Source organism: Caldanaerobacter subterraneus, assembly GCF_004345675.1.
GTDB lineage: Bacteria > Bacillota > Thermoanaerobacteria > Thermoanaerobacterales > Thermoanaerobacteraceae > Thermoanaerobacter > Thermoanaerobacter subterraneus.
The window spans coordinates 118,137-141,009 of sequence record NZ_SLWU01000001.1; the positions used below are offsets into that span (position 1 = coordinate 118,137).

At 34.7% G+C, this 22,873-nt stretch carries 20 protein-coding genes and 1 pseudogene; 19 read left to right on the plus strand and 2 right to left on the minus strand.

Going from position 1 to position 22,873, the window contains the following annotated elements; translation table 11 throughout:
- Nucleotides 1-21: 21 nt before the first annotated feature.
- The 5 genes from EV203_RS00600 (at nucleotide 22) to EV203_RS00620 (ending at nucleotide 4,565) form a co-directional block, all read left to right on the plus strand.
- Nucleotides 22-1,188 (plus strand): SIS domain-containing protein, encoded by a 1,167-nt coding sequence (locus tag EV203_RS00600; protein WP_132038874.1) that lies wholly within the window; start codon nucleotides 22-24, stop codon nucleotides 1,186-1,188.
- Between the two features lie 193 nt (nucleotides 1,189-1,381).
- On the plus strand, nucleotides 1,382-2,716 hold the full coding sequence (locus EV203_RS00605) for a TrkH family potassium uptake protein (protein ID WP_132038850.1): 1,335 nt from the start codon (nucleotides 1,382-1,384) through the stop codon (nucleotides 2,714-2,716).
- A 15-nt stretch (nucleotides 2,717-2,731) separates the two neighbouring features.
- Complete coding sequence (locus tag EV203_RS00610; protein WP_132038851.1) at nucleotides 2,732-3,385, plus strand: potassium channel family protein; 654 nt, start codon at nucleotides 2,732-2,734, stop codon at nucleotides 3,383-3,385.
- An 85-nt stretch (nucleotides 3,386-3,470) separates the two neighbouring features.
- Nucleotides 3,471-3,629, plus strand: coding sequence for a hypothetical protein (locus EV203_RS00615; RefSeq protein WP_165911567.1), 159 nt, complete (start codon nucleotides 3,471-3,473; stop codon nucleotides 3,627-3,629).
- 12 nt (nucleotides 3,630-3,641) lie between these two features.
- Nucleotides 3,642-4,565, plus strand: coding sequence for a Gfo/Idh/MocA family protein (locus tag EV203_RS00620; RefSeq protein ID WP_132038853.1), 924 nt, complete (start codon nucleotides 3,642-3,644; stop codon nucleotides 4,563-4,565).
- Nucleotides 4,566-4,587: 22 nt separating this feature from the next.
- Here EV203_RS00620 and EV203_RS14380 read toward each other — a convergent pair whose 3' ends face one another.
- Both EV203_RS14380 and EV203_RS14385 read right to left on the minus strand, forming a co-directional pair.
- Complete coding sequence (locus EV203_RS14380; protein WP_481752964.1) at nucleotides 4,588-5,328, minus strand: PhoH family protein; 741 nt, start codon at nucleotides 5,326-5,328, stop codon at nucleotides 4,588-4,590.
- Between the two features lie 171 nt (nucleotides 5,329-5,499).
- Nucleotides 5,500-5,856 (minus strand): annotated as a pseudogene (locus tag EV203_RS14385) (PIN domain-containing protein); the annotation flags it as partial.
- A 254-nt stretch (nucleotides 5,857-6,110) separates the two neighbouring features.
- Here EV203_RS14385 and EV203_RS00630 point away from each other — a divergent pair.
- The 14 genes from EV203_RS00630 to EV203_RS00695 all read left to right on the plus strand — a co-directional run bounded on the left by EV203_RS00630 (nucleotide 6,111) and on the right by EV203_RS00695 (nucleotide 22,865).
- A complete protein-coding gene (locus EV203_RS00630) occupies nucleotides 6,111-7,133 on the plus strand; it encodes a LacI family DNA-binding transcriptional regulator (RefSeq protein WP_132038854.1) in 1,023 nt (340 codons plus the stop codon).
- 77 nt (nucleotides 7,134-7,210) lie between these two features.
- Nucleotides 7,211-8,347, plus strand: a complete 1,137-nt coding sequence (locus EV203_RS00635; protein WP_132038855.1) for a BMP family ABC transporter substrate-binding protein — start codon at nucleotides 7,211-7,213, stop codon at nucleotides 8,345-8,347.
- A 70-nt stretch (nucleotides 8,348-8,417) separates the two neighbouring features.
- Nucleotides 8,418-9,968, plus strand: a complete 1,551-nt coding sequence (locus tag EV203_RS00640; RefSeq protein ID WP_132038856.1) for an ABC transporter ATP-binding protein — start codon at nucleotides 8,418-8,420, stop codon at nucleotides 9,966-9,968.
- Entirely contained in the window at nucleotides 9,961-11,037 is a 1,077-nt protein-coding gene (locus tag EV203_RS00645; protein ID WP_132038857.1) for an ABC transporter permease, read from the plus strand. The genes EV203_RS00640 and EV203_RS00645 overlap by 8 nt, the downstream gene beginning before the upstream one ends.
- The gene (locus tag EV203_RS00650) at nucleotides 11,034-11,957 is read left to right on the plus strand and encodes an ABC transporter permease (protein WP_132038858.1); all 924 of its coding nucleotides are present in this window, start codon (nucleotides 11,034-11,036) and stop codon (nucleotides 11,955-11,957) included. The genes EV203_RS00645 and EV203_RS00650 overlap by 4 nt, the downstream gene beginning before the upstream one ends.
- A gap of 17 nt (nucleotides 11,958-11,974) precedes the next feature.
- Nucleotides 11,975-12,907 (plus strand): pyrimidine-specific ribonucleoside hydrolase RihA, encoded by a 933-nt coding sequence (gene rihA, locus EV203_RS00655; protein WP_132038859.1) that lies wholly within the window; start codon nucleotides 11,975-11,977, stop codon nucleotides 12,905-12,907.
- A 17-nt stretch (nucleotides 12,908-12,924) separates the two neighbouring features.
- Complete coding sequence (locus EV203_RS00660; RefSeq protein ID WP_132038860.1) at nucleotides 12,925-13,854, plus strand: nucleoside hydrolase; 930 nt, start codon at nucleotides 12,925-12,927, stop codon at nucleotides 13,852-13,854.
- Entirely contained in the window at nucleotides 13,844-15,136 is a 1,293-nt protein-coding gene (locus EV203_RS00665) for an amidohydrolase family protein (RefSeq protein WP_132038861.1), read from the plus strand. Before EV203_RS00660 ends, EV203_RS00665 begins: the two co-directional genes overlap by 11 nt.
- A 24-nt stretch (nucleotides 15,137-15,160) precedes the next feature.
- Nucleotides 15,161-16,561, plus strand: a complete 1,401-nt coding sequence (locus EV203_RS00670) for an ADP-ribosylglycohydrolase family protein (protein WP_132038862.1) — start codon at nucleotides 15,161-15,163, stop codon at nucleotides 16,559-16,561.
- Between the two features lie 56 nt (nucleotides 16,562-16,617).
- On the plus strand, nucleotides 16,618-17,526 hold the full coding sequence (rbsK, locus tag EV203_RS00675) for a ribokinase (RefSeq protein WP_132038863.1): 909 nt from the start codon (nucleotides 16,618-16,620) through the stop codon (nucleotides 17,524-17,526).
- Between the two features lie 363 nt (nucleotides 17,527-17,889).
- The gene (locus EV203_RS00680) at nucleotides 17,890-19,536 is read left to right on the plus strand and encodes a peptide ABC transporter substrate-binding protein (RefSeq protein ID WP_132038864.1); all 1,647 of its coding nucleotides are present in this window, start codon (nucleotides 17,890-17,892) and stop codon (nucleotides 19,534-19,536) included.
- 203 nt (nucleotides 19,537-19,739) lie between these two features.
- On the plus strand, nucleotides 19,740-20,540 hold the full coding sequence (gene murI, locus EV203_RS00685) for a glutamate racemase (RefSeq protein WP_132038875.1): 801 nt from the start codon (nucleotides 19,740-19,742) through the stop codon (nucleotides 20,538-20,540).
- A 21-nt stretch (nucleotides 20,541-20,561) separates the two neighbouring features.
- Complete coding sequence (lysA, locus tag EV203_RS00690) at nucleotides 20,562-21,905, plus strand: diaminopimelate decarboxylase (RefSeq protein WP_132038865.1); 1,344 nt, start codon at nucleotides 20,562-20,564, stop codon at nucleotides 21,903-21,905.
- Between the two features lie 111 nt (nucleotides 21,906-22,016).
- Nucleotides 22,017-22,865, plus strand: coding sequence for a MurR/RpiR family transcriptional regulator (locus EV203_RS00695; protein WP_132038866.1), 849 nt, complete (start codon nucleotides 22,017-22,019; stop codon nucleotides 22,863-22,865).
- The last annotated feature ends 8 nt before the right edge of the window (nucleotides 22,866-22,873 follow it).

The window sequence follows — 22,873 nt, forward strand, 5'->3', positions numbered from 1 at the left end:
AATAAAGTAGGGGGTATGGACATGTTATTAGGTTACAGTGAAGAACAATTAAAAGAAAGGAAAGGCTATGCTACAGCGAAGGAAATAAATCAGCAGCCGCGATTATGGAGAGAACTTTTTAATAATATTCTTTTAAATCAAAAAAGAGAAATCACTGAATTTTTAAATCCAATATTCCAACTAAAAGATTTAAAAATTATACTAACTGGTGCAGGAACATCTGCTTTTGTAGGCTATAGCAGTGAAGGCTATCTAAGGAGAATGCTTGGACTAGACGTAGAAGCAATTGATACTACAGATATTGTTGCAGCACCAGAGAACTTTTTCTTTAAAGACAGACCAACTCTTTTAATTTCCCATGCAAGGTCTGGCGATAGTCCAGAAAGTTTAGCTACAATAGAGTTAGCAGAAAAGATTATAAAAGATGTTTACTTCCTAAACATCACCTGCAATAAAGATGGCAAAATGGCAAAAAGCACAATTGACAAGAAAAATTGTTTAAACATATTTATGCCTGAAGAAGCAAATGATGAAGGTTTTGCAATGACAAGTAGTTTCACATGTATGCTTTTAACAGATTTAATGCTGCCACACATAGAACAAATTGAGAACAAAAAAGACCTCTTTGAAAAATTAGCAAAAGAAGCAGAAAGAATAATAGAAGAAGAGGCGAGGATAATAGAAGAAATATCAAAAAATGACTATGACAGATTGATATATCTGGGCAGTGGCAACTTAAAAGGATGTGCTGCAGAAGCTGCATTAAAATCTTTAGAATTATCACGAGGGGAAGTCAATACTAATTTTAACACCCCTTTAGGATTTAGACATGGTCCCAAATCTGTGATAAACGATAAAACACTTTTAGGATTTTTTGTATCAAACAATCCTTATACACAAAAATATGATTTGGATCTCATAAAAGAAATAGCAAACGAACCCGGTCAAAGAAAATTAATGGCTTTTTTGCCGACAGATATGCAAATAGAGGGAGTAGATTATATATTCAAATTGAGACAGGACTTTACCAATATAGAAGAAGCCTATTTAACACTTTTATATATTATTTATGCACAAATGTTAGCTTTTTATAAATCCTTGAATTTAGGAATACCACCTGACAATCCAAATCCTGAAGGAAGAATAAATAGGGTTGTTAAAGGTGTAATAATTTATGAATATGTTTAACTTAAAGCCATGGAGAAGTTACTCCGTGGCTTTATAACTGAAAGGAGTACTATCTCAAGGAAAGTAGAATGATTGACTCTATGACAGTAATTTGTTATAATTTAAACGTCGAATCTTTTTGCTTTAAACATTTTATCAGTAAAAACCGATAAAGGCCTTAATAGGCCTTTTCTCCATAGGAAGATGATTTTTTATGACAAAAATAAAACTGACACCTACGCAAGTACTTGCTTTAGGATTTGCGACTATTATATTGATTGGGACTTTATTACTAATGCTACCTGTGGCAACTAAAAGTGGAGAAGGTGCAGATTTTATAACTGCACTATTTACAGCCACATCAGCCACGTGTGTTACTGGCCTTGTAGTTGTTGACACAAAAACATATTGGTCTACTTTTGGGCAAATAGTGATAATATTGCTGATACAAGTTGGCGGTTTGGGTATTATGACCATGTCAACGCTTTTTGCGTTGATCCTTGGGAGGAGAATTACATTTAAAGAGAGATTGGTGATGCAAGAAGCTTTCAATACAAATAGTCTTGGAGGCATTGTGAGATTTGCCAAGTATATACTAATGGTTTCTTTTTTATTTGAAAGCATTGGCGCAATTATATTGACTTTGAGATTTTTACCTCAGATGGGATTAAAAAAAGCAATGTATTACGGCTTTTTCCATTCTATTTCTGCATTTAATAATGCTGGCTTTGATCTTATGGGGAATTTTAGGAGTCTAACGGGTTATGTATCTGACTGGGTGGTAAACCTGGTCATAATGGGCTTAATAATATTTGGTGGATTAGGATTTTATGTTTTGCTTGACATATGTGAACATAGACATTTTAGCAAACTTACATTGCATTCAAAAGTTGTTATAACTATTACATTGTTTTTGATTGCTGGTGGAGCACTGCTTATATTTTTATTTGAATACAATAATCCAAAAACATTAAAGCCATTGGACTTTCCTACAAAGATACTTGCATCATTATTTCAAGCTGTGACACCTAGGACAGCTGGTTTTAATACGCTATCGCTTTCTGACATGACCATAGCGTCTAAATTTTTGACAATAATACTCATGTTTATTGGTGCTTCTCCAGCTGGAACAGGGGGAGGTATCAAGACAACTACTTTTGGAGTTATACTATATACTGTATTATCAGTTATAAAGGGTGAAGAAGAGACAGTACTTTATAAGCGCACTATTAGCAGAAACATAGTCTATAAAGCTGTAGCTATATCCTTTATAAGCGTTTTTATTATTTTCTCTGTGACTATGGTTTTATCTATTACTGAAACATCCGACTTTTTGACCTTGTTATACGAGACAACCTCAGCTTTTGGAACTGTAGGATTATCACTCGGGCTTACACCTGAATTGACTACAGTGGGCAGAATTATTATAATATTTACAATGTATACTGGCAGAGTTGGTCCTTTAACATTGGCGTTAGCATTGGCACAAAGGCAGAAGAAACCTAAACCTATTATGAAGTATGTGGAAGAAAAAATTATGGTAGGTTAAAATAGAGGTGGAACGATGAAACAATTTGTTGTTATTGGGTTAGGAAGCTTTGGCATGAGTTTGGCCAAAACTTTATATGAAATGGGCAATGACGTACTGGTTATAGATAAAGATGAAGAGTTGGTACAATCTATGGCTGGTTTGGTAACTCATGCAGTGCGGGCTGATGCTACTGATGAAAATGTACTTAAGTCACTTGGTGTGAAAAATTTTGATGTGGCCATAGTCGCTATAGGAAAGAATATGGAATCAAGTATTATGATAACAATGTTGGTCAAAGAGATGGGGGTAAAATATGTAATAGCAAAAGCTCACAATGAATTACATGCAAGAGTTCTTTACAAAGTGGGAGCAGATAGAGTGGTGATGCCTGAAAAAGATATGGGTATAAGGGTTGCCAGGAATATTTTTTCAAGCAATTTATTGGATCTTATTGAGTTTTCTAAAGATTACAGCATAGCAGAAATTCTCCCGATTGAAGAGTGGTTTCATAAGACATTAAAGGAGATAAGGATGAGGGAAAGATACGGATTAAATGTCATAGCTGCAAAAAAGATGAATGATGAGATTATTGTGTCACCGGGGCCAGATTATGTGGTTGATGAAGGTGATATATTGGCTGTTTGCGGCAAAAATATAGATATTAAGAAATTCGAGATAAAAATGTAGATTATAAGAAAGCAAGAAAAATAAAGCCATTGGAGATTTATATAACATTTCATTATATCAGTAGGTGCCAAAATGTTATGAATCTATGGATGTAACTGGATATGTTACAGAAGATGTAGTTGATTTAACAGGATTAAAAGAAGGAACAATAATTATAGGAAGAACTTCAATTTCAAGCAGGAGCAATTGGAGCAGTATCTCTTGTTATTTCAGAGTTGTTTGCGTATTCGAGACTACGATTTAACGAGGTGTTTCCATGAAAAAATTAAAAGCAATTATTGTGGGGCCGGGGAACATTTTTAATAAAGCTTATCTGCCTTTTATATTTACTTTAGAAGAGCTAGAGATAGTAGGAATAGTGGGCAGAAATGAAGAGAAACTTAAAAAATATAAAGAAAAATATGGTTGTAATGTTTACACAGACTTGGAGGAAGCGATTAAGTTAAAGCCGGACTGTGCATTTGTCCACACGGCAACTGTTAGCCATTACGAGATAGTAAGAATGCTTCTAGAAAATGGAGTTAATGTGTATGTAGATAAGCCTATTACAAATGAAATAGATAAAACAAAAGAGCTTATAGATTTGGCAAGAAAAAAATCACTTATTTTTACTATAGGATTTAATAGGCGATATGCGCCTTTGTATCAAAAAGCTTTTGAATTCTTTGAAAGTGTCAAACCAGAGCTTTGTCTAATGGAAAAACACCGAGATAATGATATAAGAGATGATTTAAAATATACCTTGTACGATGATTTTATTCACATTGCAGATACGCTTTACTACATAGTAAAAGAAGTCGGAGAACTAGATATACATGTTTTAAAAGAAAATAATGCTTTAAAATCCATAATGGTTACACTGAAATCCAAAAATTCTACGGCAATAGGTTTAATGCACAGAAATACAGGGAAAGACTACGAGAAGCTAGAAATACATGGTAATAATAGAAGCGCTGTTGTAGAGGATATGGAATTATTAAGAACAATGGAGAAGGGGCGCGTGGAAGTTCATACTTTTGGAAGTTGGGACAGCACATCTTACAAAAAAGGTTTTGTAAATATTGTAAAAAGTTTTATAAGAAATGTATTAGATGACAATAAAAAATTAGCAAATGAGGAATTAGATTATGCTTTGAAAGCTCATGAAATTGTGGAAGAGATATATAAAAAGGCGTTATAAAATCAGGGCATCTGCCCTGATTTTATAACAATTTTGCTGCTAGTTCTGCTACTTTTGAGCGTTCACCCTTGATTAAGGTTACATGTCCTGATAATTTCGATTCTTTGAATTTTTCCACTACCTGCGTAAGTCCATTGCTTGTTGCGTCAAGGTAAGGATTATCAATTTGTTCGGGATCCCCTAAAAGGACTATTTTACTACTTTCTCCTACGCGGGAGATGATTGTTTTTATCTCGTGGCGTGTAAGATTTTGTGCTTCATCTATTATTATGAATTGTTTCGGTATGCTTCTCCCTCTTATATAAGTCAGCGCTTCAATTTCTATATTTTTTATACCGGCAATTACATCTTCAATATTTGTGTCTGTTTTTCTATTCCTGAAGATGTATTCAAAATTATCATATATTGGCTTCATCCATAGTTTTAATTTTTCTTCTTTATCACCAGGAAGATATCCTATGTCATTCCCCATTGGTACAATTGGGTGGGCAATGAGAAGTTTATTGTACACTTTATCATCAAGCACTTTGGAAAGCCCACAGGCAAGAGCTAAAAGACTTTTTCCTGTTCCGGCTTTTCCTGTTAAAGTTACAATGGGAATACTGTCGTTTACCAGCAAATCTATTGCCATTCGCTGCTGAACATTTCTGGGGGATACATCCCATACGGATTCGGGTGAATAGAGGTGTTCGAAAGAATCTGTGTATTTGTTGTATCTAGCTACTGCTGATTTATTGCTTCCAAAAGAATCTTTGAATATCACGAACTGATTTGGATAAATGTCAATAGTTTCTTTTAATTCGGGGACTTGACTTTTGGGAAGATGTTTTTCTGTATAAAAAGAATCTATGGTAGAAGGGTGTACAAATACTGTTATAAAACCTGTATAGAGGGCATCGTAATTTTTGATTTTGTCAGAGAGATAATCCTGGGATGAGATTCCTAGAGTATCAGCTTTTACGCGCATTATCACATCTTTTGGTACAAGAATCACAGGCATAGGATTTTCCTTTTTTTGTTCTTCATGGAACAAATTTAAAGCTACTGCGAGAATACGATTATCATTGGCTATTTCAAGGAAGTGTTCTTTTACAGTTTCATTTGCGATATGATTTAATTCAATTTTTATCAACCCACCATTTTCTAAAGGGACTCCTTCATTTAGTTTTCCCTTTTCTCTTAATCTATCGAGAATCCGCCCTACTAACCTTGCATTTCTTCCTACCTCGTTCTGAAGGTTTTTCATGCTGTCTATTTCTTCTATCACAACTGCAGGGATGATTACTTCATTGTCATCAAAATTGTATTAAAGACATGGGGTCATGCAAAAGAACATTTGTGTCGAGAATATACTTTTTCTTCAATAGATTACCCCCCTCTTAGAGTTTATCCCTTCATAAAAATTGTATCACAATTTTGAAAAGTATGTGTTAATTTTGTGTAAAAAATTTTTATTTTTATACTTGACAAAGAATAATTTTTATTCTATTATATAGTTAAGCGTTTTACTAAAACGTTAAACTATATTAACAAGGTGATAGGAATATGGCAGTTACAATAAAAGATATTGCTAGATTAGCAAATGTATCTGTAACAACTGTATCAAGAGTCATAAACAATAAACCGGAAGGGGTTAGCGAGGAAACGAGGCAAAAAATTCTTAAATTAGTAAAAGAGCTTGGGTATCAGCCTAATGCCATTGCAAGGGGGCTAGTTACTAAAAAGACTAAAACCATTGGTCTTATAATTCCTGATATTTCTAACCCATTTTTCCCTGATATTGCCCGAGGAGTAGAGGATAGTGCTCACATCTATGGCTACAATGTTTTCTTATGTAATACGGATGACAATTTAGAGAAGGAAAGTGAGTATATAAGGGCATTAAAAGAAAAATATGTGGATGGGATAATATTTACGAGTAGTGTACCGTCAGATTATCAGCATATTATGGAATTAGTTAGAGATGGAGTTCCTATTGTAATGATGGACAGACGAATGGAATCAGAGGAAATATATGGGGTTTTTATTGACAATTATGAAGGAGGATATCTTGCAACGAAACATTTAATAGATTTGGGGCATAGAAAAATTGGATGTATTACTGGGCCTCTTAAAGTAAAAAACGCGAGAGAGAGGCTGGAAGGATATAAAAGGGCATTACTAGATAATGGAATAGAAGTAGACGAAAGGCTTATATTTGAGGGAGACTATAAAATAAACAGTGGAATAATTGGAACAGAAAAATTACTAAATGATAATAAAGATATCACAGCTATTTTTGCATGTAATGACTTAATGGCATATGGGGCATATAAAACAATACGTTCCTATGGTTATAAAATTCCGGATGATATTTCAGTGGTAGGGTTTGATGATATATTGCTTTCTCAAATAATGGAACCTCAATTAACTACTATAAGGCAACCTGCGTATGATATGGGGCTTACAGCAGCCCGTATGTTAATAAAACTTATAGAAGGGAAAAAAGTAAGTAAAAAAATCATAATTTTTAAACCCCAGCTAGTAATAAGACAAAGCACGGCATCTGTCGACGAGGGGGTTTTTTAAAAAAGAGTGATGGGGGCAAAATCCCGCTTTATGCGGGATTGCTAATAAATCACTATCTAATAAAAGGGGGAAAATAAATGAGAAAAATTATTGTTTTTGCGGTTATTTTAAGTTTAATGTTTATTTTCGGCCTCACAGGGTGCGGGAAGAACAGTGAAGTATCGAAGGAACAAACTACAGTTGCTGATTCCAAAGAAAAACCACTTAAAATTGTTTTACTTATTAACGGTACATTAGGAGACAAATCATTTTTTGACTCTGCAAATCATGGGATAGAATTAATCAAGAAAGAGTATGGAGATAAAGTAATAACAAAGGTAATTGAAATGTCTTATGATAATTCAAAATGGGAACCTACTCTTCAAGATGTTTCAGAGCAAGATTGGGATATTATAATTGTTGGTACTTGGCAGATGGCGGAATACCTCCAGAAGCTCGCTCCTCAATATCCAGAGAAGAAATATATAATTTTTGATACTTCTGTTGACTACTCTAAAGGTAATCTTTCCAATGTGTATTCTATTCTTTATAAACAGAATGAGGGTTCTTTTTTAGCAGGAGCTTTAGCCGCGAAAATTGCAAATTCAAATATGCCTCTTGTTACGGGGAAAAAACTTATAGGTTTTTTGGGTGGAATGGATATACCTGTAATAAACGATTTCCTAGTAGGTTATATTCAAGGTGCACAATATGTGGATAAAGATATAAAAGTTGCTATTTCGTATATAGGTGATTTTTCTGATTCTGCCAAAGGTAAAGAGTTAGCACTTGCTCAATATCAACAAGGTGCTACTATAGGCTTTAATGTAGCAGGGCAAGCAGGTTTGGGACAACTCGATGCAGCAAAAGAAATGAAAAGATATGCAATAGGTGTAGATTCGGATCAAGCGTTACTTTTTGCTGAATCAGATCCTGAGAAAGCAAATTTAATTGTTACTTCAATGCTAAAACGTGTAGATAATTCACTTCTCAGAGCAATAAAGCTATATAAAGAAGGTAATTTAAAGTTTGGCGAAGCAGAAGCGCTTGGATTAAAAGAAGAAGCTGTAGGATTAGCAGATAACGAGTATTATAGAAAATTAGTACCAGAAGATATTAGGCAATTTATTGAGGATTTAAAAACTAAAATAATAAATGGGGAAATAAAAGTAGATTCGGCATTTGGAATGGATACTAATAAGCTCAATGAAATAAGAAATGCTGTAAAACCATAAAGAACCTTGAAAGGGTATATGTATTAGCTTTTTTGCTAATGCATATACCCTCTTATAAGGAGGAAGAAAAATGAAAGAAATATTAAAAATGCAAAATATAACTAAAGTATATCCTAACGGTATAGTAGCTAACAAAAGGGTTAATTTTTCAGTTAATGAGGGAGAAATACATGCTTTGGTAGGGGAAAACGGTGCGGGAAAGACTACATTAATGAAGATACTTTTTGGTCTAGAACAACCTGAAGAAGGGGCTATTTACCTTAATGGGAAAAAAGTAAGTATTAATTCGCCTTTTATTGCGATCAAGAATGGTATAGGGATGGTACATCAACATTTTATGCTTGTTCCTTCTCTCACTGTTGCAGAAAATATAGTGTTAGGAATTGAACCGAGGAAAAGAGGATTTATTGATTTTAAAAAAGCTGTAGAAATTACAGAAGAGCTTGCACAAAAATATAATTTGAAAGTAGATGCTAAGGCTGTAGTACGTGACCTTCCTGTGGGAATGAAACAGAAAGTAGAAATACTGAAAGCATTATTAAGGGGAGCTAAAATTTTAATCCTTGATGAGCCTACAGCGGTGTTAACTCCTCAAGAAACAGAAGAATTATTTGAAGAACTTTTGCGCTTGAAAGAAAAAGGTCATACTATAATATTCATATCCCACAAATTACGCGAAGTTAAACAAATTTCAGATAGAGTTACTATTATGCGACACGGGAAAAATGTAGGTGTCTTTAAAACTTCTGAAGTTACAGAGCAAGATATTTCAAAATTAATGGTGGGACGTGATGTAGTTTTAAAAATTGAAAAGACTCAGCATAAACCAGGAGAAGTCGTTTTAGAAGTTAAAAATTTGACTTGGATAAACGAATGGGGAAAACCTACTCTTAAAAATGTGAGTTTTAGTGTTAGAAGTGGAGAAATATTAGGAGTTGCAGGTGTAGAGGGAAATGGTCAAAGAGAATTGGTTGAAATTATAACAGGTCTTAGGAAGTTTGATAAAGGCGATTTGTTGTTAGATGGCAAGATAATAAATAACCTTTCTATAAAAGAAAGGAGAGAATTAGGGATTTCATATATACCAGAAGATAGAATGGTTTACGGAGTAGCAGCGGAAGCTTCAATTGCAGAAAATCTGATAGCAGATAGGTTTGAGAAAAGAGAGTTTAATCATGGTATATTAACGAATATTCGAAAAATAGCAAGTTTTTCAAAATACTTAATTGAAGAATTCAAAATTCAATGTTCCTCTTTTAACCAGAAAGTAAAAATGTTGTCAGGAGGTAATATTCAGAAAGTGGTGGTGGCACGAGAATTTTCTTCGGGACCTAAACTTTTAATAGCAGATCAACCAACAAGGGGAATTGATGTAGGAGCTACAGAATTAATTCACAAAAAAATTATTGAACTCAGAGACAGAGGAACTGCTGTATTGCTAATATCTGCGGATCTTAATGAAATAATGGAGTTGAGTGATACCCTTATTGTAATGTTTGGAGGAGAAATAGTTGCATATTTTGATGATTTGTCTAAGGTAACAGAGGAAGAGTTAGGAACTTACATGTTAGGATTAAAGAAACAATCTTATGAAGAGATAAGGAGAGTTCTATATGCATAGGGAAGTATTATTTGAAATCGTAAGAACAGCAGTAGCAATACTTATTTCACTTTTTGTTGTATTTTTAATTGTTTTCTTAGTTAGCAGCCAACCTACAGAAGCGTTGTCGAAATTTTTAATTGGTCCACTTTCCAAAGTTAGATACTTTAGTAATGTTTTAGAGTTGAGTATTCCGCTTATTTTTAATGGTCTTGCTATAAGTATAATGTTTCAAGCAAAGCAATTCAATATTGGCGCAGAAGGAGCCTTTTTCATGGGAGCGGTAGCTGCTACCGTAGTGGGAATTACTATGAATTTACCCCGAATAATTCATTTGCCTTTTGCTATAATAGCTGGAAGTTTTATAGGTGGGATACTTCTTTTTATACCTGCTATTTTGAAATCAAAGTGGAATGCCAGTGAATTAGTGTCTTCCCTTATGTTGAACTATATTCTTTACTACTTTGGGATATTTATAATAAATTACTATCTTAGAGATGTAAATGCAGGCTACATGGTATCTTATCCTCTTAACTCTTCTGTTTTACTGCCAAAATTGATGGTTGGTACAAGACTACATTATGGAATATTTATAGCCATAGCTATGATCATTATAATGTATTATTTCCTTTATAGGACAAAATGGGGATATGCTATTAGAATGACAGGATTAAATGAAAAATTTGCTGAATATGTAGGAATAAATGTGAAAAAAGTTATATTATATGCTCAAATAATAGGTGGAATTATTGCAGGTATGGGGGGAGCAGTAGAATTATTAGGGATGTATACCAGATTTGAATGGCAAAAGCTACCTGGATATGGATGGGATGGCATAATTGTTGCTATTCTTGCACGAAATAATCCTCTTTTAGTACCGGTTGCTGCTTTTTTCCTTTCTTACATAAGAATTGGTGCTGATTTAATGGCAAGAATGACTGATGTTCCTAGCGAAGTAGTATCAGTTATTCAAGCGCTAGTAATTATGCTTATTGCTGCAGAGAGTTTCATGGCAAAATGGAGACATACCATGGTAGTAAAACGCGCAAAAGAAGAATTTTATGTTAATAATGGAGGTAGCTTACAATGAAAATTTTAGAAATTATATTTTCTACTAGTTTTGGCTACGCGATTTTAAGAGTTACAACTCCTATATTGTTTGCGGCACTAGGAGCTGTCATCTCTGATAAAGCTGGGGTCATTAATATAGCGCTGGAAGGTATAATGCTAATGGCTGCACTCTGGGGGGTAATAATAAGTGCTTTTACTCACAGTGCATGGTGGGGACTTGTTGCAGCAATTGTAAGCGGGGTTCTCATGTCATTTATTCTAGCATATTTTTCCCTAAATCTAAAGACAGACGTTATTCTAGCGGGTATAGCTTTGAATCTTTTTTCAAGCGGCGGAACCATTTTTATCCTTTACCTAGTAGCCCATGATAAAGGTATTTCCTCTTCGCTAAAAAGTGAAGTGTTACCACAGATGACTTTGCCGTTGGTAAACAAAATTCCAGTAATTGGTCCAATATTCTCGGGCCATAATATTTTGACATATATAGCTTTGCTTGCTGTGATTTTAGTATACGTCTTGCTCTATAGAACGCCCTTAGGATTAAGAATAAGAGCGGTGGGAGAGAACCCTGATGCGGCTGATTCTGTAGGTATAGGAGTTAATAAAATAAGGTATATTGCTCTTTTATTAAGTGGTATACTTGCGAGTTTTGGAGGAGCATACCTTTCAATGGGCTATGTTTCTTGGTTTTCTACTAATATGACAGCTGGAAGAGGTTTTATTGCACTAGCAGCCGAGGCAATGGGGAAAGGGACACCTTTGGGAACCTTTTTTGCTTCTCTATTATTTGGTTTTGCAGGAGCTTTAGCTAATAATTTGCAGTCCTTACGAATACCGTCTGAATTTATACAAATGATCCCATATATTGTTACTATAATTGGTTTGGTTATATATTCTTCAAGTCAAGTGAGTAGAATAAAAAAGGTTAAAGAACAGTAGGAAAGGAGAGTAATATTATGGTGAAAAGGAAACCTGTTATTATAGATTGTGATCCTGGGCATGATGATGCAATAGCTTTGCTTCTTGCGTTTGCGAGCGATAAACTTGATGTTAAAGCTGTTACAACTGTTGCAGGCAATCAAACAATTGATAAAACTTTTAACAATGCTCTCAAGGTACTTAGTTTTGCTGGAATAAATACTGTGGTAAGCAAAGGTGCTGCTAAACCTCTTGTTAGAGATTTGATTACTGCTCCTGAAGTCCATGGAGAAAGTGGCCTTGATGGTCCTATACTTCCGCCTCCTACTTTGAAACCTAGTGATAAAACTGCTGTGGAGACTATTATAGGAATATTGAAAGAAAGTGATGAGAAAATTACATTCATACCTACAGGACCACTTACTAATGTTGCTACAGTACTTCTTTCTGAACCTGAGGTGAAAAACAAAATAGAAAGAATAGTATTAATGGGTGGTTCAATGATAGGAGGGAATTGGACACCCGCAGCAGAGTTCAATATAGTAGTAGATCCTGAGGCTGCAAGTATAGTTTTTAACTCAGGAATACCTATTACTATGTGTGGGCTTGACGTAACGCATAAAGCACAGATATATAAAGAAGAAATCGAAAAAATTAGGAATATTGGTAATAAAGTTGGCGTTATGGTTGCAGAACTTCTTGATTTTTATAGCAAATTCTATGAAAGGTTTGGTTTTAAAGGTTCTCCTTTACACGATCCAGTGGCTGTAGCCTATGTGATTGACTCTACGTTAGTGAAAAGCAAGATGTGTCATGTCGATATAGAGACAAAAGGGGAATTTACGGATGGTTGTACAGTCGTTGATTATTACAATATTACTCAAAAATCCAAAAATGTAGAGGTAGTGTTAGATATTGATAGAGAACGTTTTATAAATATGTTATATGAAGCTTTAAAGAAATATAATTAGAAGGAGAGTGTATAGCCATGAAAAAACCAGTAATAATTGACTGTGACCCAGGCATTGATGATGCTATAGCATTGTTTTTGGCATTTGCTAGTGAAAATTTGGATGTAAAAGCGATAACTACAGTAGCGGGTAATGTGATATTAGAAAAGACGTCGAAAAATGCTTTAAAAATAAGTGAATATGCGGGATACAATGTAAAAGTTGCGAGGGGTGCTTCTAAACCTCTAATGAGAGAATTGATAACTGCAGAATTTATTCATGGGGAATCAGGACTTGGAAGTATAACTTTACTTGAACCTGTAAGAGCGTTTTATCACAAGAATGCTTATGATACCATATATGAGGAAGCAACAAGTTGTGAAGGAAAGTTACATATTATAGCGTTAGGACCGTTGACAAATATTGCAATTACATTGTTAAAGTATCCAGACATAAAAGAAAAGATAAATCACATCACTGTGATGGGAGGTTCTACAGAATTAGGTAATAGTACGCCTGTTGCGGAATTTAATATTTATGTAGATCCAGAAGCCGCAAAAATTGTATTCAATTCAGGAATTCCAGTTACTATGGTAGGATTGAATGTAACAAATACAGCATACATTATTACAGAGGACTTAGAGGAAATATCAACTTATAAAAATAAAGTTTCAGATTTTGTAGTTAAGTCATTATCGCCTCTTTTTAAATTTTTTGAAAAGATAGACTTTCCCGGTGTGCCTCTTCATGATCCTGCTGTAGTTGCTTCTGTAATTGATGAGAATATCTTAGAAACAAAATTTCTTAGAGTTGATGTAGAAACAAAAGGAGAGTTTACTAGGGGAAAAACTGTAGTAGATGTCTATGGCGTTACCAACAAAGCGCCTAATGTAAATGTGGCTCTAAAGATAAATAGAGAAAGATTTATTGCTCTTTTCAAGGAGTTGGTAAAAAGATATGAAATATGATTTGATTTTAAAGAATGTTACTATAATTAACAAGAAAGGGTGTATAAAGAGAGGGCAGGATATATATATCAGAGGAGGTAAAATCGTTAAAATTTCCACTAATCTTAGAGATGAAACAGAAGGGGATGTGTTAGATTGTACGAATTTGTACGTAACTCCTGGGTTGGTTAATCTTCATGCTCATTCTCCGATGAATATTTTTAAAGGGATTGCGGAGGATGTTGATATTTACGATTGGTTTAACGTAGAAATATGGCCTTACGAGAGTAAAATAACCCCTGAAGATGTATATTATGGAACACTTTTAGCAATTGTGGAAATGATCGAAAACGGAGTGACTGCTTTCGCAGATCATTATTTTTACGCTGAAAAAATTTGTGATGCAATTTTAGAAACTGGAATACGTGGAGATGTTGCTCCTACATTGTTTGGAATGTCCTCTACTTTTGAGGAAGACCTTAAAAAAGTATCTTTTCTTATCGAAAAAATGAATGGTATAAGTAAAAGATTAAATTTAAGATTCGGTCCTCACGCTCCTTATACTTGTCCACCTTCCACATTAAAAAAAATTATTGAAGCTGCAAAATTTTATGAAGTAGGACTCCATATTCATATGGCTGAAACGCAAAAACAAGTGGAAGATAGCTTAAAAGAATATAAGAAAACGCATTTTGAGATACTTCATCAAGTAGGAGGTTTTGAGCTTCCAGTTATTATAGCTCATGGAATTTGGATAGCTGAAAAAGATTTTGAGTTTTTAAGTGATAATACTTATTTTGCGTTGTCACCTAAAACATATATGAAACTTAATATGGGTATAGGTAATATATGGAAATATTATAGGCGTCTTAAAGTGAGTATCGGAACGGATGGTGCAGCAAGCTCTAATTCTTTAAATCCTCTTGAACAAGCTCGTTTGTTTGCTCTGCTGGGGAAATTAGTATATAGTTCTACAGACTATACATTAAAAGAGGTATGGCAAGTGCTTATGAGAGGTCATGAAGCTCTTAGTTTTAACACTGGAGACGTCGAAGAAGGGTATAATGCAGATCTTGTTTTTTGGGACTTAAACAAACCTAACACCAGTCCTGTGCACAACCCTCTTGCAGCTATAATATATAGTGCTGATTCTAGAAATATTGTGCATGTAATGGTTAATGGAACTTTTTTAAAGAAGGATGAGAAGGTTTTACTTGATGTAGAGGAGATTGTAAAAGAAGCACGTAGACACGCAGAGAATATCTTGAAGAGAGGGAAAGGTGAGGCAAGTTTCTTTTTCTAGTTCTTGATCATAAGGAGGGGAATTATGAAAAAAGCTTGGGAATATGCAAAGGAAATCCTTGAAAATAATAAGCCTAAAATTCTTACAAAAGAGGAACAAACATGGAATATGATAGAAATGTTAGAACTTCATGAGGATGAGAGGACTAAAATGCTGTGGAAGAGTTATGTTCCGGGTTCTGGGGCAGAAGAAAGTCTCATTGTAGGGGCTATTCAGAGTGTTGAAAATAAAGGAATGGACGTAAAAGAAGCAGAAGAACTTCTTCCTATGGGGTTTGATGCTTTTAAAAGAGGAGATATGAAGGAATTAAATAAAATTACTTCGAAGATATTTAATAAATTATATACTGCTCCCAGGAATCCTTATTCAGAATATTGGAAATTCAAACAATATACTTCATGGGAGGAATATAGAAAATCTGTGACATTTACACATACTGATTTATATAACGTGTTTTCCAGGGATTATGAAAATAAAGTTGCGGGGGGATGGATAGCTCAAATATGCGGTGGAGCATTAGGAACAGCCTTGGAAGGATATACGACAAAAAGATTAAAAGAAGTTTTTGGGGAGATTAGAGGATATGTTAGAACACCAAATACATTTAACGATGATATTACGTACGAACTTGCTTTTCTTAAAGCTTTTGAGGGGAGAGGATATAATATTACATCTGAAGATATAGCACTAGAATGGGTTGCACTTATTCCTTTCGGTTGGTCTGCTGAAGATGTAGCACTCAGAAACTTAAAACAAGGGATTTTCCCACCAAACAGTGGTAATTTTAATAATCCTTATTCGGAATGGATAGGTGCACAAATGAGAGGGGCAATATGTGGAATGGTGGTTCCTGGCAATCCTGAAGAAGCTGCTAGACTTGCATGGATAGATGCAGTTATTAGCCATGAAAACAATGGAGTACTTGGTGAAGTATTCAATGCTGTAATGGTTTCTCTTGCTTTTGTTGAAGAAGATGTGAGAAAAATTGTGGAGCAGGCAGTCTCTTTAATACCGCGGGACAGTGAATATTATTCTGTAGTAAAATATGCATTGGATACATGTAAAAACAGTAAAAATTGGGAAGAGGCATGGGGGCTTTGTGAGAAAAAATTCGAACAATACAACTGGGTGCATGCTTATCCTAACGCAGCAGCAGAAGTGGTAGCTTTATGGTTCGGAGAAAAAGATTTTGATGAAACGATGTATATTATAGCCATGGCAGGACAAGATGTTGACTGCAATGCTGCTCAAATAGCCACAATATTAGGGATAATAGGTGGAACACGTGCTGTTGGAGATAAATGGACTAAACCTATAGGGGATAACTTAGAGACTTATATGAGAGGTATGAAAAAAATAAAAATAAGCGATTTAATTGAATGGACGGTAACTGCTGTGAGGAGAGCGAATAGCAGTAAAAATTAAAAGTTATAGTTTATATTTTAGCTTTTATTAAAATATTGGTATACGAGGTGAGCAATTTGAAAATAGCAGTGGTAGGCAGTATAAATAAAGACTATACAGCGCAGGTTGACAAACTACCACAAAAAGGTGAAACAGTCATTGCTTCGAACTATAAAATTTCACTTGGAGGAAAGGGAGCAAATCAAGCAGTAGCTGCTAAAAGACTTGGAGCTGAAGTTGCTATGATTGGAGCTGTTGGTAAATTAGATGGAGGACAAGATATAGTAAAAAAACTTGAAAATGATGGGATAGATGTTTCAGGAATATTAATAGTTGATGATGAGGTAACTGGGAATGCCATGATTACAGTTGATGAAAAAGGAGCAAATACTATAGTAGTCTATCCAGGTGCCAATAATAAATTAAGCCCATTATGGATAGAAAAACAAAAAGAAATCATTAGAAACGCACATTTTGCAATTTTGCAGCTAGAAATTCCAATAGAAACAGTTGAGTTTGCAGTGAAAATTTCAAAAGAATATAATGTGAAAGTTATTTTAAATCCTGCTCCTGCTAAAAAATTACCTGAAGAAATATACGAATATGTAGATATAATTACACCAAATGAAGTAGAGCTTACTCAATTAACAGGTACTGAGGATATAAAAGAAGGTGCAAGTATATTAATACAGAAGGGGGTTAAGGAAGTTATCGTTACATTAGGTGAAAGAGGATGTTACTATACAGATGGAATAAGAGAAATTTTTGTAGAAGCGGTACGTGTAAAAGCGATAGATACTACTGCAGCTGGAGATGCTTTTAATGCTGCAATTGCAGTAGCTTTAGGAGAAAAATTGGACATAAATTCTGCTCTTATTTTTGCGAATATTGCAGGAGCATTGACGACTACTAAAATGGGTGCGCAAGATGCATTACCATTCAGGCAAGAAGTAGAAAGTTTTAAAAAAAATTTGGTATTTGGATGAGATGAAGTTTAAAGAAGTGAGGGACGGATTTTCCGTCCTTTTTGTATAGTTAAAAATAGGAATAGCTACGGGTATTTAATGATGTTTGAATTTTACCAAAATACCAGGATAGTATTCTTTCGAGTATACTAGCAATAAAATTATTAAAGCTCTAGAGTTAGAACTAAGCTAGTGGTGAGAAAAGACAAAAAGACATTACTAAAAGATTTCTACAAAATTTTAGTGTAAATTTTTAATGGACACTATTGAAATGAAAACATCTAATGATATAATTATTTATAATCTTGAATAAAAATTTATGACATTTGAGAAGTGACGTAGAGCCAGAATTTTTACAATTTATAAGGGGGAGTGAAGTGACTAGTGAGGGGGAAAAAGGGCGTAATTTCATTACTTGTTGCAGTGTTATTTATCGTATCTTTAAGTTTTTCAGGATGTTCTAAATCTTCTACTCCTACATCTTCCCAAAAATCACTAGCAGATGAGCAGGTTTTAAACATTAATTTAGGGGAAGAACCGCCTTCTCTGGATCCGCAGTTGGCTACTGATTTAGTATCATTTGAAGTGTTAAATGCTACATTAGAAGGGCTAGTGAGGCTAAATAAATACGGGAAAATAGAAAAAGGTTCTGGACTAGCTTTAGATTGGGAAGTTTCTCCAGATGGGTTGAGGTATGTTTTTCACTTGAGAGATGCAAAGTGGAGCGATGGAACCCCTATAACTGCTCATGACTTTGAATACGCTTGGAAGAGGGCTCTTGACCCGAAAACTGGGTCAAACTATGCCTACATGCTCTATTATTTAAAAAATGGAGAAGCTTTTAATAAAGGGGAAGCTAAGGCAGAAGATGTAGGTGTAAGGGCTCTTAATGACAAAACACTAGAAGTGATACTCGAAAGACCAGCTCCGCAATTTTTGGGTTTGACAGGATGGGGTACTTATTTGCCTGCTCAAAAAGCGGCTATTGAAAAATTTGGAGATAAATATGGAACCTCTCCTGATACGATGGTCTATTCCGGTCCTTATATGATAAAAGAATGGAATCACGAACAGAATATAGTACTTGTAAAAAATCCCTACTATTGGGATAAGGATAGTGTGAAACTTCAACAGATAAATATGGACATGGTAAAGGAAGAAAATACTATTATTCAAAACTGGGAAACAGGGCGTTATGATTCTATTAGTGTACCTGCCCAATATATTGCAAAATATAAAAATGATCCGAATTTTCACCAAATGCCAATAGGTGTAACTTACTATGTCATGTTCAACAACAAATCCAAGATATTTTCAAATGTAAATATAAGAAAAGCTTTCAGTTATGCGATTGATAGGCAGTCTTTTGTAGATTATGTTTTCGCTGGCGGGGGGATACCTGCTCTCGCTTTTGTGCCACCAGGAATACCTGGAGATAAAGAAGAATTTAGAAAAGAAGGCGGGGATTACTTTAAAGATAATGACGTAGCAAAAGCGAAAGAATTGCTTGCACAAGGCATGAGAGAACTAGGAATTGATAAGCTCCCCAAGATTAAATTTGTAGCTGGAGACAGTGATGCAGCGAGGAAACATTCACAAGTATTACAAGAGTTTTGGAGTAAAAATTTAGGTGTAACTGTTGATATTTACAACGTAGCTTTCAAAGTAAGACTTGATATGATGAATAAAGGAGATTACGATATAGTGTATACTAATTGGGTAGCTGACTACAACGACCCAATGACATTTTTAGACCTTTGGGTTACAGATGGAGGTAATAACAGAGCTTTTTATAGCAACCCTCAATATGATCAACTCATAAAAAAGGCTAATTCTACAATTGATAATTCCGTTAGAATGCAGGCTATGCATGAGGCAGAGAAGATATTGATGGAGGATATGCCTATTGCTCCTTTACTTTTTAGGATTACCTCGTATTTAGAAAGACCCTATGTAAAAGACTGGATAAGATTTCCTGTGGGGATAGACGATGAGTGGAAATGGACGTATATAGAAGGTAAAAATAAATAGTGCTTTAAAAAGGGTCAAGCTTATAAGCTTGGCTCTTTTTAAGATGTTTACAGATATTCCCGCAAGTGTTAGATAAATTTCTTAGATAAATTTCTGTATTGATTATTAAAGTCTGATGATATAAAATTGGATTAAATACTTAGATGGGGGGTGAAAAGTAGAATAAAGTGCAGAAAAAATATTTTAAGCAAAAGGTGGTGGAAATGGATAAAAATGGACCTATAGGAATTATTGATTCAGGAGTCGGAGGAATTACAGTTTTAAAAAGACTTTTGGAAATTTTGCCAGAGGAAGATTACATATATTTCGGAGATACTTTAAGGGTTCCTTACGGCAATAGACCAAAAGAAGAAATAGAAAAGTTTACACGAGAAATTGTGAATTACTTGAAGAAGCAAAAAGTCAAAGCTGTAGTGATTGCTTGTAATACTATATGTTCAAGTATTAATAAGAATGACTATGAAATTTTGATGTTTGGAATATTAGAAGCAGGAATAAAGAGTGCAGTGGAAGCTACTTCAAATGGCCGAATAGGGGTAATAGCTACTAAAAGGACTGTAGAAAGTGAAGCTTATCTAAAGGGGATAAAAAGATTAAATAGAAACGCGATGGTTTTCCAAAAGGCTTGTCCGGAGCTGGTTTTAATTGTAGAAAATGGGTTTTATGAGGCATCTTCGATTTACACAGCTGTAAAAAAATGTACTGAAGAATTTTTAGGGAAAGATATAGATACTCTAGTGCTTGGTTGTACTCATTTCCCTATTTTGCTTCCCTTTATTGAAAGAGTAGTAGATAATAAAGTGACTGTAGTAGATCCAGCAATAAAATTAGCTCATGAAGTGAAAAAATATTTGGTAGAAAACAATTTGGTTAAGGACAAAAAAGGAGGACAACTTCGATTTTTAGTTACAGGTGAAAAGGAAAATTTTATAAAGGTCGCTGGAACATTTCTCAACGACAAACATATAGATGTTTTAAGAATCGCTATAGAGGAACTGAAATAGGGATTTAAGGGGGAATAAAAAATGTTTTACAACTCTATAAAAGTAAATTCCAAGGGTCATTTAGTTATAGGTGGTTGTGATGCAGTAGAACTTGCTGAGAGATTTGGAACTCCTCTTTATGTAATAGATGAGGATGTACTCAGAGCCAATTCCAGAATCTTTTACAATGCATTAAAAAGCCACAACCCTGAAAATGAAGTGGTTTATGCAGGAAAAGCTTTTTTAACTACAGCTATGTGCAAAATAATACAGCAAGAAGGATTAGGACTTGATGTAGTATCAGGAGGAGAGCTGTATACTGCATTAAAAGCTGGTTTTCCGACAGAAAAGATTTATTTCCACGGGAATAACAAATCTGAAGAAGAGCTAATTATGGCTCTACAAAGTGGAGTCGGCAGGATAATTATTGATAATTGGGATGAATTAGAACTTTTAGAGATTTTGGCAAAGAAGTTAAACAAAGAACCGGCAATCTATATAAGAGTTACGCCTGGGATAGAAGCTCATACACACAGATATATAATGACAGGGCAGATAGACTCAAAGTTCGGTTTTACTATTTCTAACGGAGAAGCTTTTAAAGCAGTAAAGAGAGCTTTAACCTCAGGAAGTTTAAAATTTAAAGGACTGCACTGCCATATAGGGTCTCAAATATTGGAATCTACTCCTTATAAAATTGCAGTGAAAATCATGTTAGAGCTTTTAAAGGAAATAAAAGACACTTTAGGAAGAGGAGTAGAGGAATTAGATTTAGGTGGAGGCTTTGGAATCCCATATGTGGAAGATGATAGTTACCAGCCAGTTGAAGAAATGCTAAGGGACATATTAGAGGAATTGGAGGCCCAAGTAAGTCTTCTTAAAGTAAAACTACCAAAAATTATTGTGGAACCGGGAAGAGCAATTATAGGAAATGCTGGTATTACTCTTTATAAAGTAGGAGGAGTAAAGGAAATACCTGGTGTGAGGAAATATGTTTTTGTGGATGGCGGCATGTCAGATAATATTAGGACTGCTCTTTACGGTGCAAGGTATTCTGCTGTGATTGCAAATAGGGTATATAATGGACGTTTGAAAAAAGTAACAATTGCTGGAAAACTTTGTGAATCAGGCGATGTAATTATATGGGATATTTTGCTACCTGAAGTGAAAAAAGGAGATATAATTGCTGTACTTAATACAGGGGCGTATGGGTATTCTATGGCAAGCAATTACAATAGATTGCCAAAACCTGCTGTGATTTTGGTTTCAAAAGGGAAAGCAGAGATTATTGTAAAAAGAGAGACATATGAGGATGTAATAAAAAATGATGTAGTACCAGAAAGGCTAGAGGAGAAGTTCCAAGGGCGGGAAATGCAAGCAATATGAATCCTATTATAATGTTTATGAAGTAAAACTACACATTTTTTAAAATTTAAGAAGGAATTTTACAACTTACGTCGAATATATATATTAACAAGAAAGAGAAGGGCGGTCAGTATGACGGACGTTTTAGCAGTAATCAGAGAAATGAGCTCTAGTTTTACACCTTCAGAAGCCAAAATTGCAAAGTACATTTTAGAGAATCCGACTGTTGTTACAGAATTATCTATAAATGAATTGGCCAATGCTTGTGATACTAGTGAGGCAAGTATCATAAGGTTTTGTAGAACTATAGGCTTGAAAGGGTTTCAAGAGTTAAAAATCAAAATTGCAGTCTCCCTTGCAAAGCAAACAAGAAAGCTGGATGGAGGCATTACTAGTGAAGACGATGTTATGGCTGTGATACAGAAAATAGCTAATTTTAACAAACAAGCGATCGATAGCACTATCGCAGTTTTAAACGCAGAGGAATTGACAAAAGCTGCAGAAGCTCTTGCAAATGCAAATAAGATTGATTTTTACGGGGTTGCGGCTTCTGGAGTGGTGGCTTATGACGCAATGTTAAAATTTTCTAGAATAAATATACCATGCACTGCGTATCAAGACACTCACCTACAGCTAACGTCTGCAGTTAATTTAAAAAAGGGAGATGTAGCATTTGGAATTTCTTATTCAGGAGCTACTAAAGAAATAGTTGAAGCTATTCAAACTGCCAAGGAGGCGGGAGCAACTACTATAAGCTTGACGAAATACGGACAGTCACCCCTTGCCAAAGCTGCTGATATAAATCTATTTGTTTCTTCTGAGGAGGCTATGTTTAGAGCGGGGGCTATGGCCTCCCGCATAGCCCAACTTACTGTTATTGATATATTATTCATTTTAGTAGCACAAAAAAAGTATAACGACGTAGTCAGATATCTTGAAAACACCAGTGAAGTGCTATCTATGCGCAAAATAAATAATTAAATCAAAGA

What these genes read in the sequence shown, in the direction of transcription:
- EV203_RS00630 (WP_132038854.1), top strand. Translation starts at nt 6,111, where the DNA reads ATGGCAGTTACAATAAAAGATATTGCTAGATTAGCAAATGTATCTGTA.
- rihA (WP_132038859.1), top strand. Translation starts at nt 11,975, where the DNA reads ATGGTGAAAAGGAAACCTGTTATTATAGATTGTGATCCTGGGCATGAT.
- EV203_RS00610 (WP_132038851.1), top strand. Translation starts at nt 2,732, where the DNA reads ATGAAACAATTTGTTGTTATTGGGTTAGGAAGCTTTGGCATGAGTTTG.
- murI (WP_132038875.1), top strand. Translation starts at nt 19,740, where the DNA reads ATGGATAAAAATGGACCTATAGGAATTATTGATTCAGGAGTCGGAGGA.
- lysA (WP_132038865.1), top strand. Translation starts at nt 20,562, where the DNA reads ATGTTTTACAACTCTATAAAAGTAAATTCCAAGGGTCATTTAGTTATA.
- EV203_RS00645 (WP_132038857.1), top strand. Translation starts at nt 9,961, where the DNA reads ATGCATAGGGAAGTATTATTTGAAATCGTAAGAACAGCAGTAGCAATA.
- EV203_RS00620 (WP_132038853.1), top strand. Translation starts at nt 3,642, where the DNA reads ATGAAAAAATTAAAAGCAATTATTGTGGGGCCGGGGAACATTTTTAAT.
- EV203_RS00615 (WP_165911567.1), top strand. Translation starts at nt 3,471, where the DNA reads ATGGATGTAACTGGATATGTTACAGAAGATGTAGTTGATTTAACAGGA.
- EV203_RS00640 (WP_132038856.1), top strand. Translation starts at nt 8,418, where the DNA reads ATGAAAGAAATATTAAAAATGCAAAATATAACTAAAGTATATCCTAAC.
- EV203_RS00600 (WP_132038874.1), top strand. Translation starts at nt 22, where the DNA reads ATGTTATTAGGTTACAGTGAAGAACAATTAAAAGAAAGGAAAGGCTAT.
- EV203_RS00660 (WP_132038860.1), top strand. Translation starts at nt 12,925, where the DNA reads ATGAAAAAACCAGTAATAATTGACTGTGACCCAGGCATTGATGATGCT.
- EV203_RS00650 (WP_132038858.1), top strand. Translation starts at nt 11,034, where the DNA reads ATGAAAATTTTAGAAATTATATTTTCTACTAGTTTTGGCTACGCGATT.
- EV203_RS00635 (WP_132038855.1), top strand. Translation starts at nt 7,211, where the DNA reads ATGAGAAAAATTATTGTTTTTGCGGTTATTTTAAGTTTAATGTTTATT.
- EV203_RS00670 (WP_132038862.1), top strand. Translation starts at nt 15,161, where the DNA reads ATGAAAAAAGCTTGGGAATATGCAAAGGAAATCCTTGAAAATAATAAG.
- EV203_RS00605 (WP_132038850.1), top strand. Translation starts at nt 1,382, where the DNA reads ATGACAAAAATAAAACTGACACCTACGCAAGTACTTGCTTTAGGATTT.
- EV203_RS00695 (WP_132038866.1), top strand. Translation starts at nt 22,017, where the DNA reads ATGACGGACGTTTTAGCAGTAATCAGAGAAATGAGCTCTAGTTTTACA.
- EV203_RS00665 (WP_132038861.1), top strand. Translation starts at nt 13,844, where the DNA reads ATGAAATATGATTTGATTTTAAAGAATGTTACTATAATTAACAAGAAA.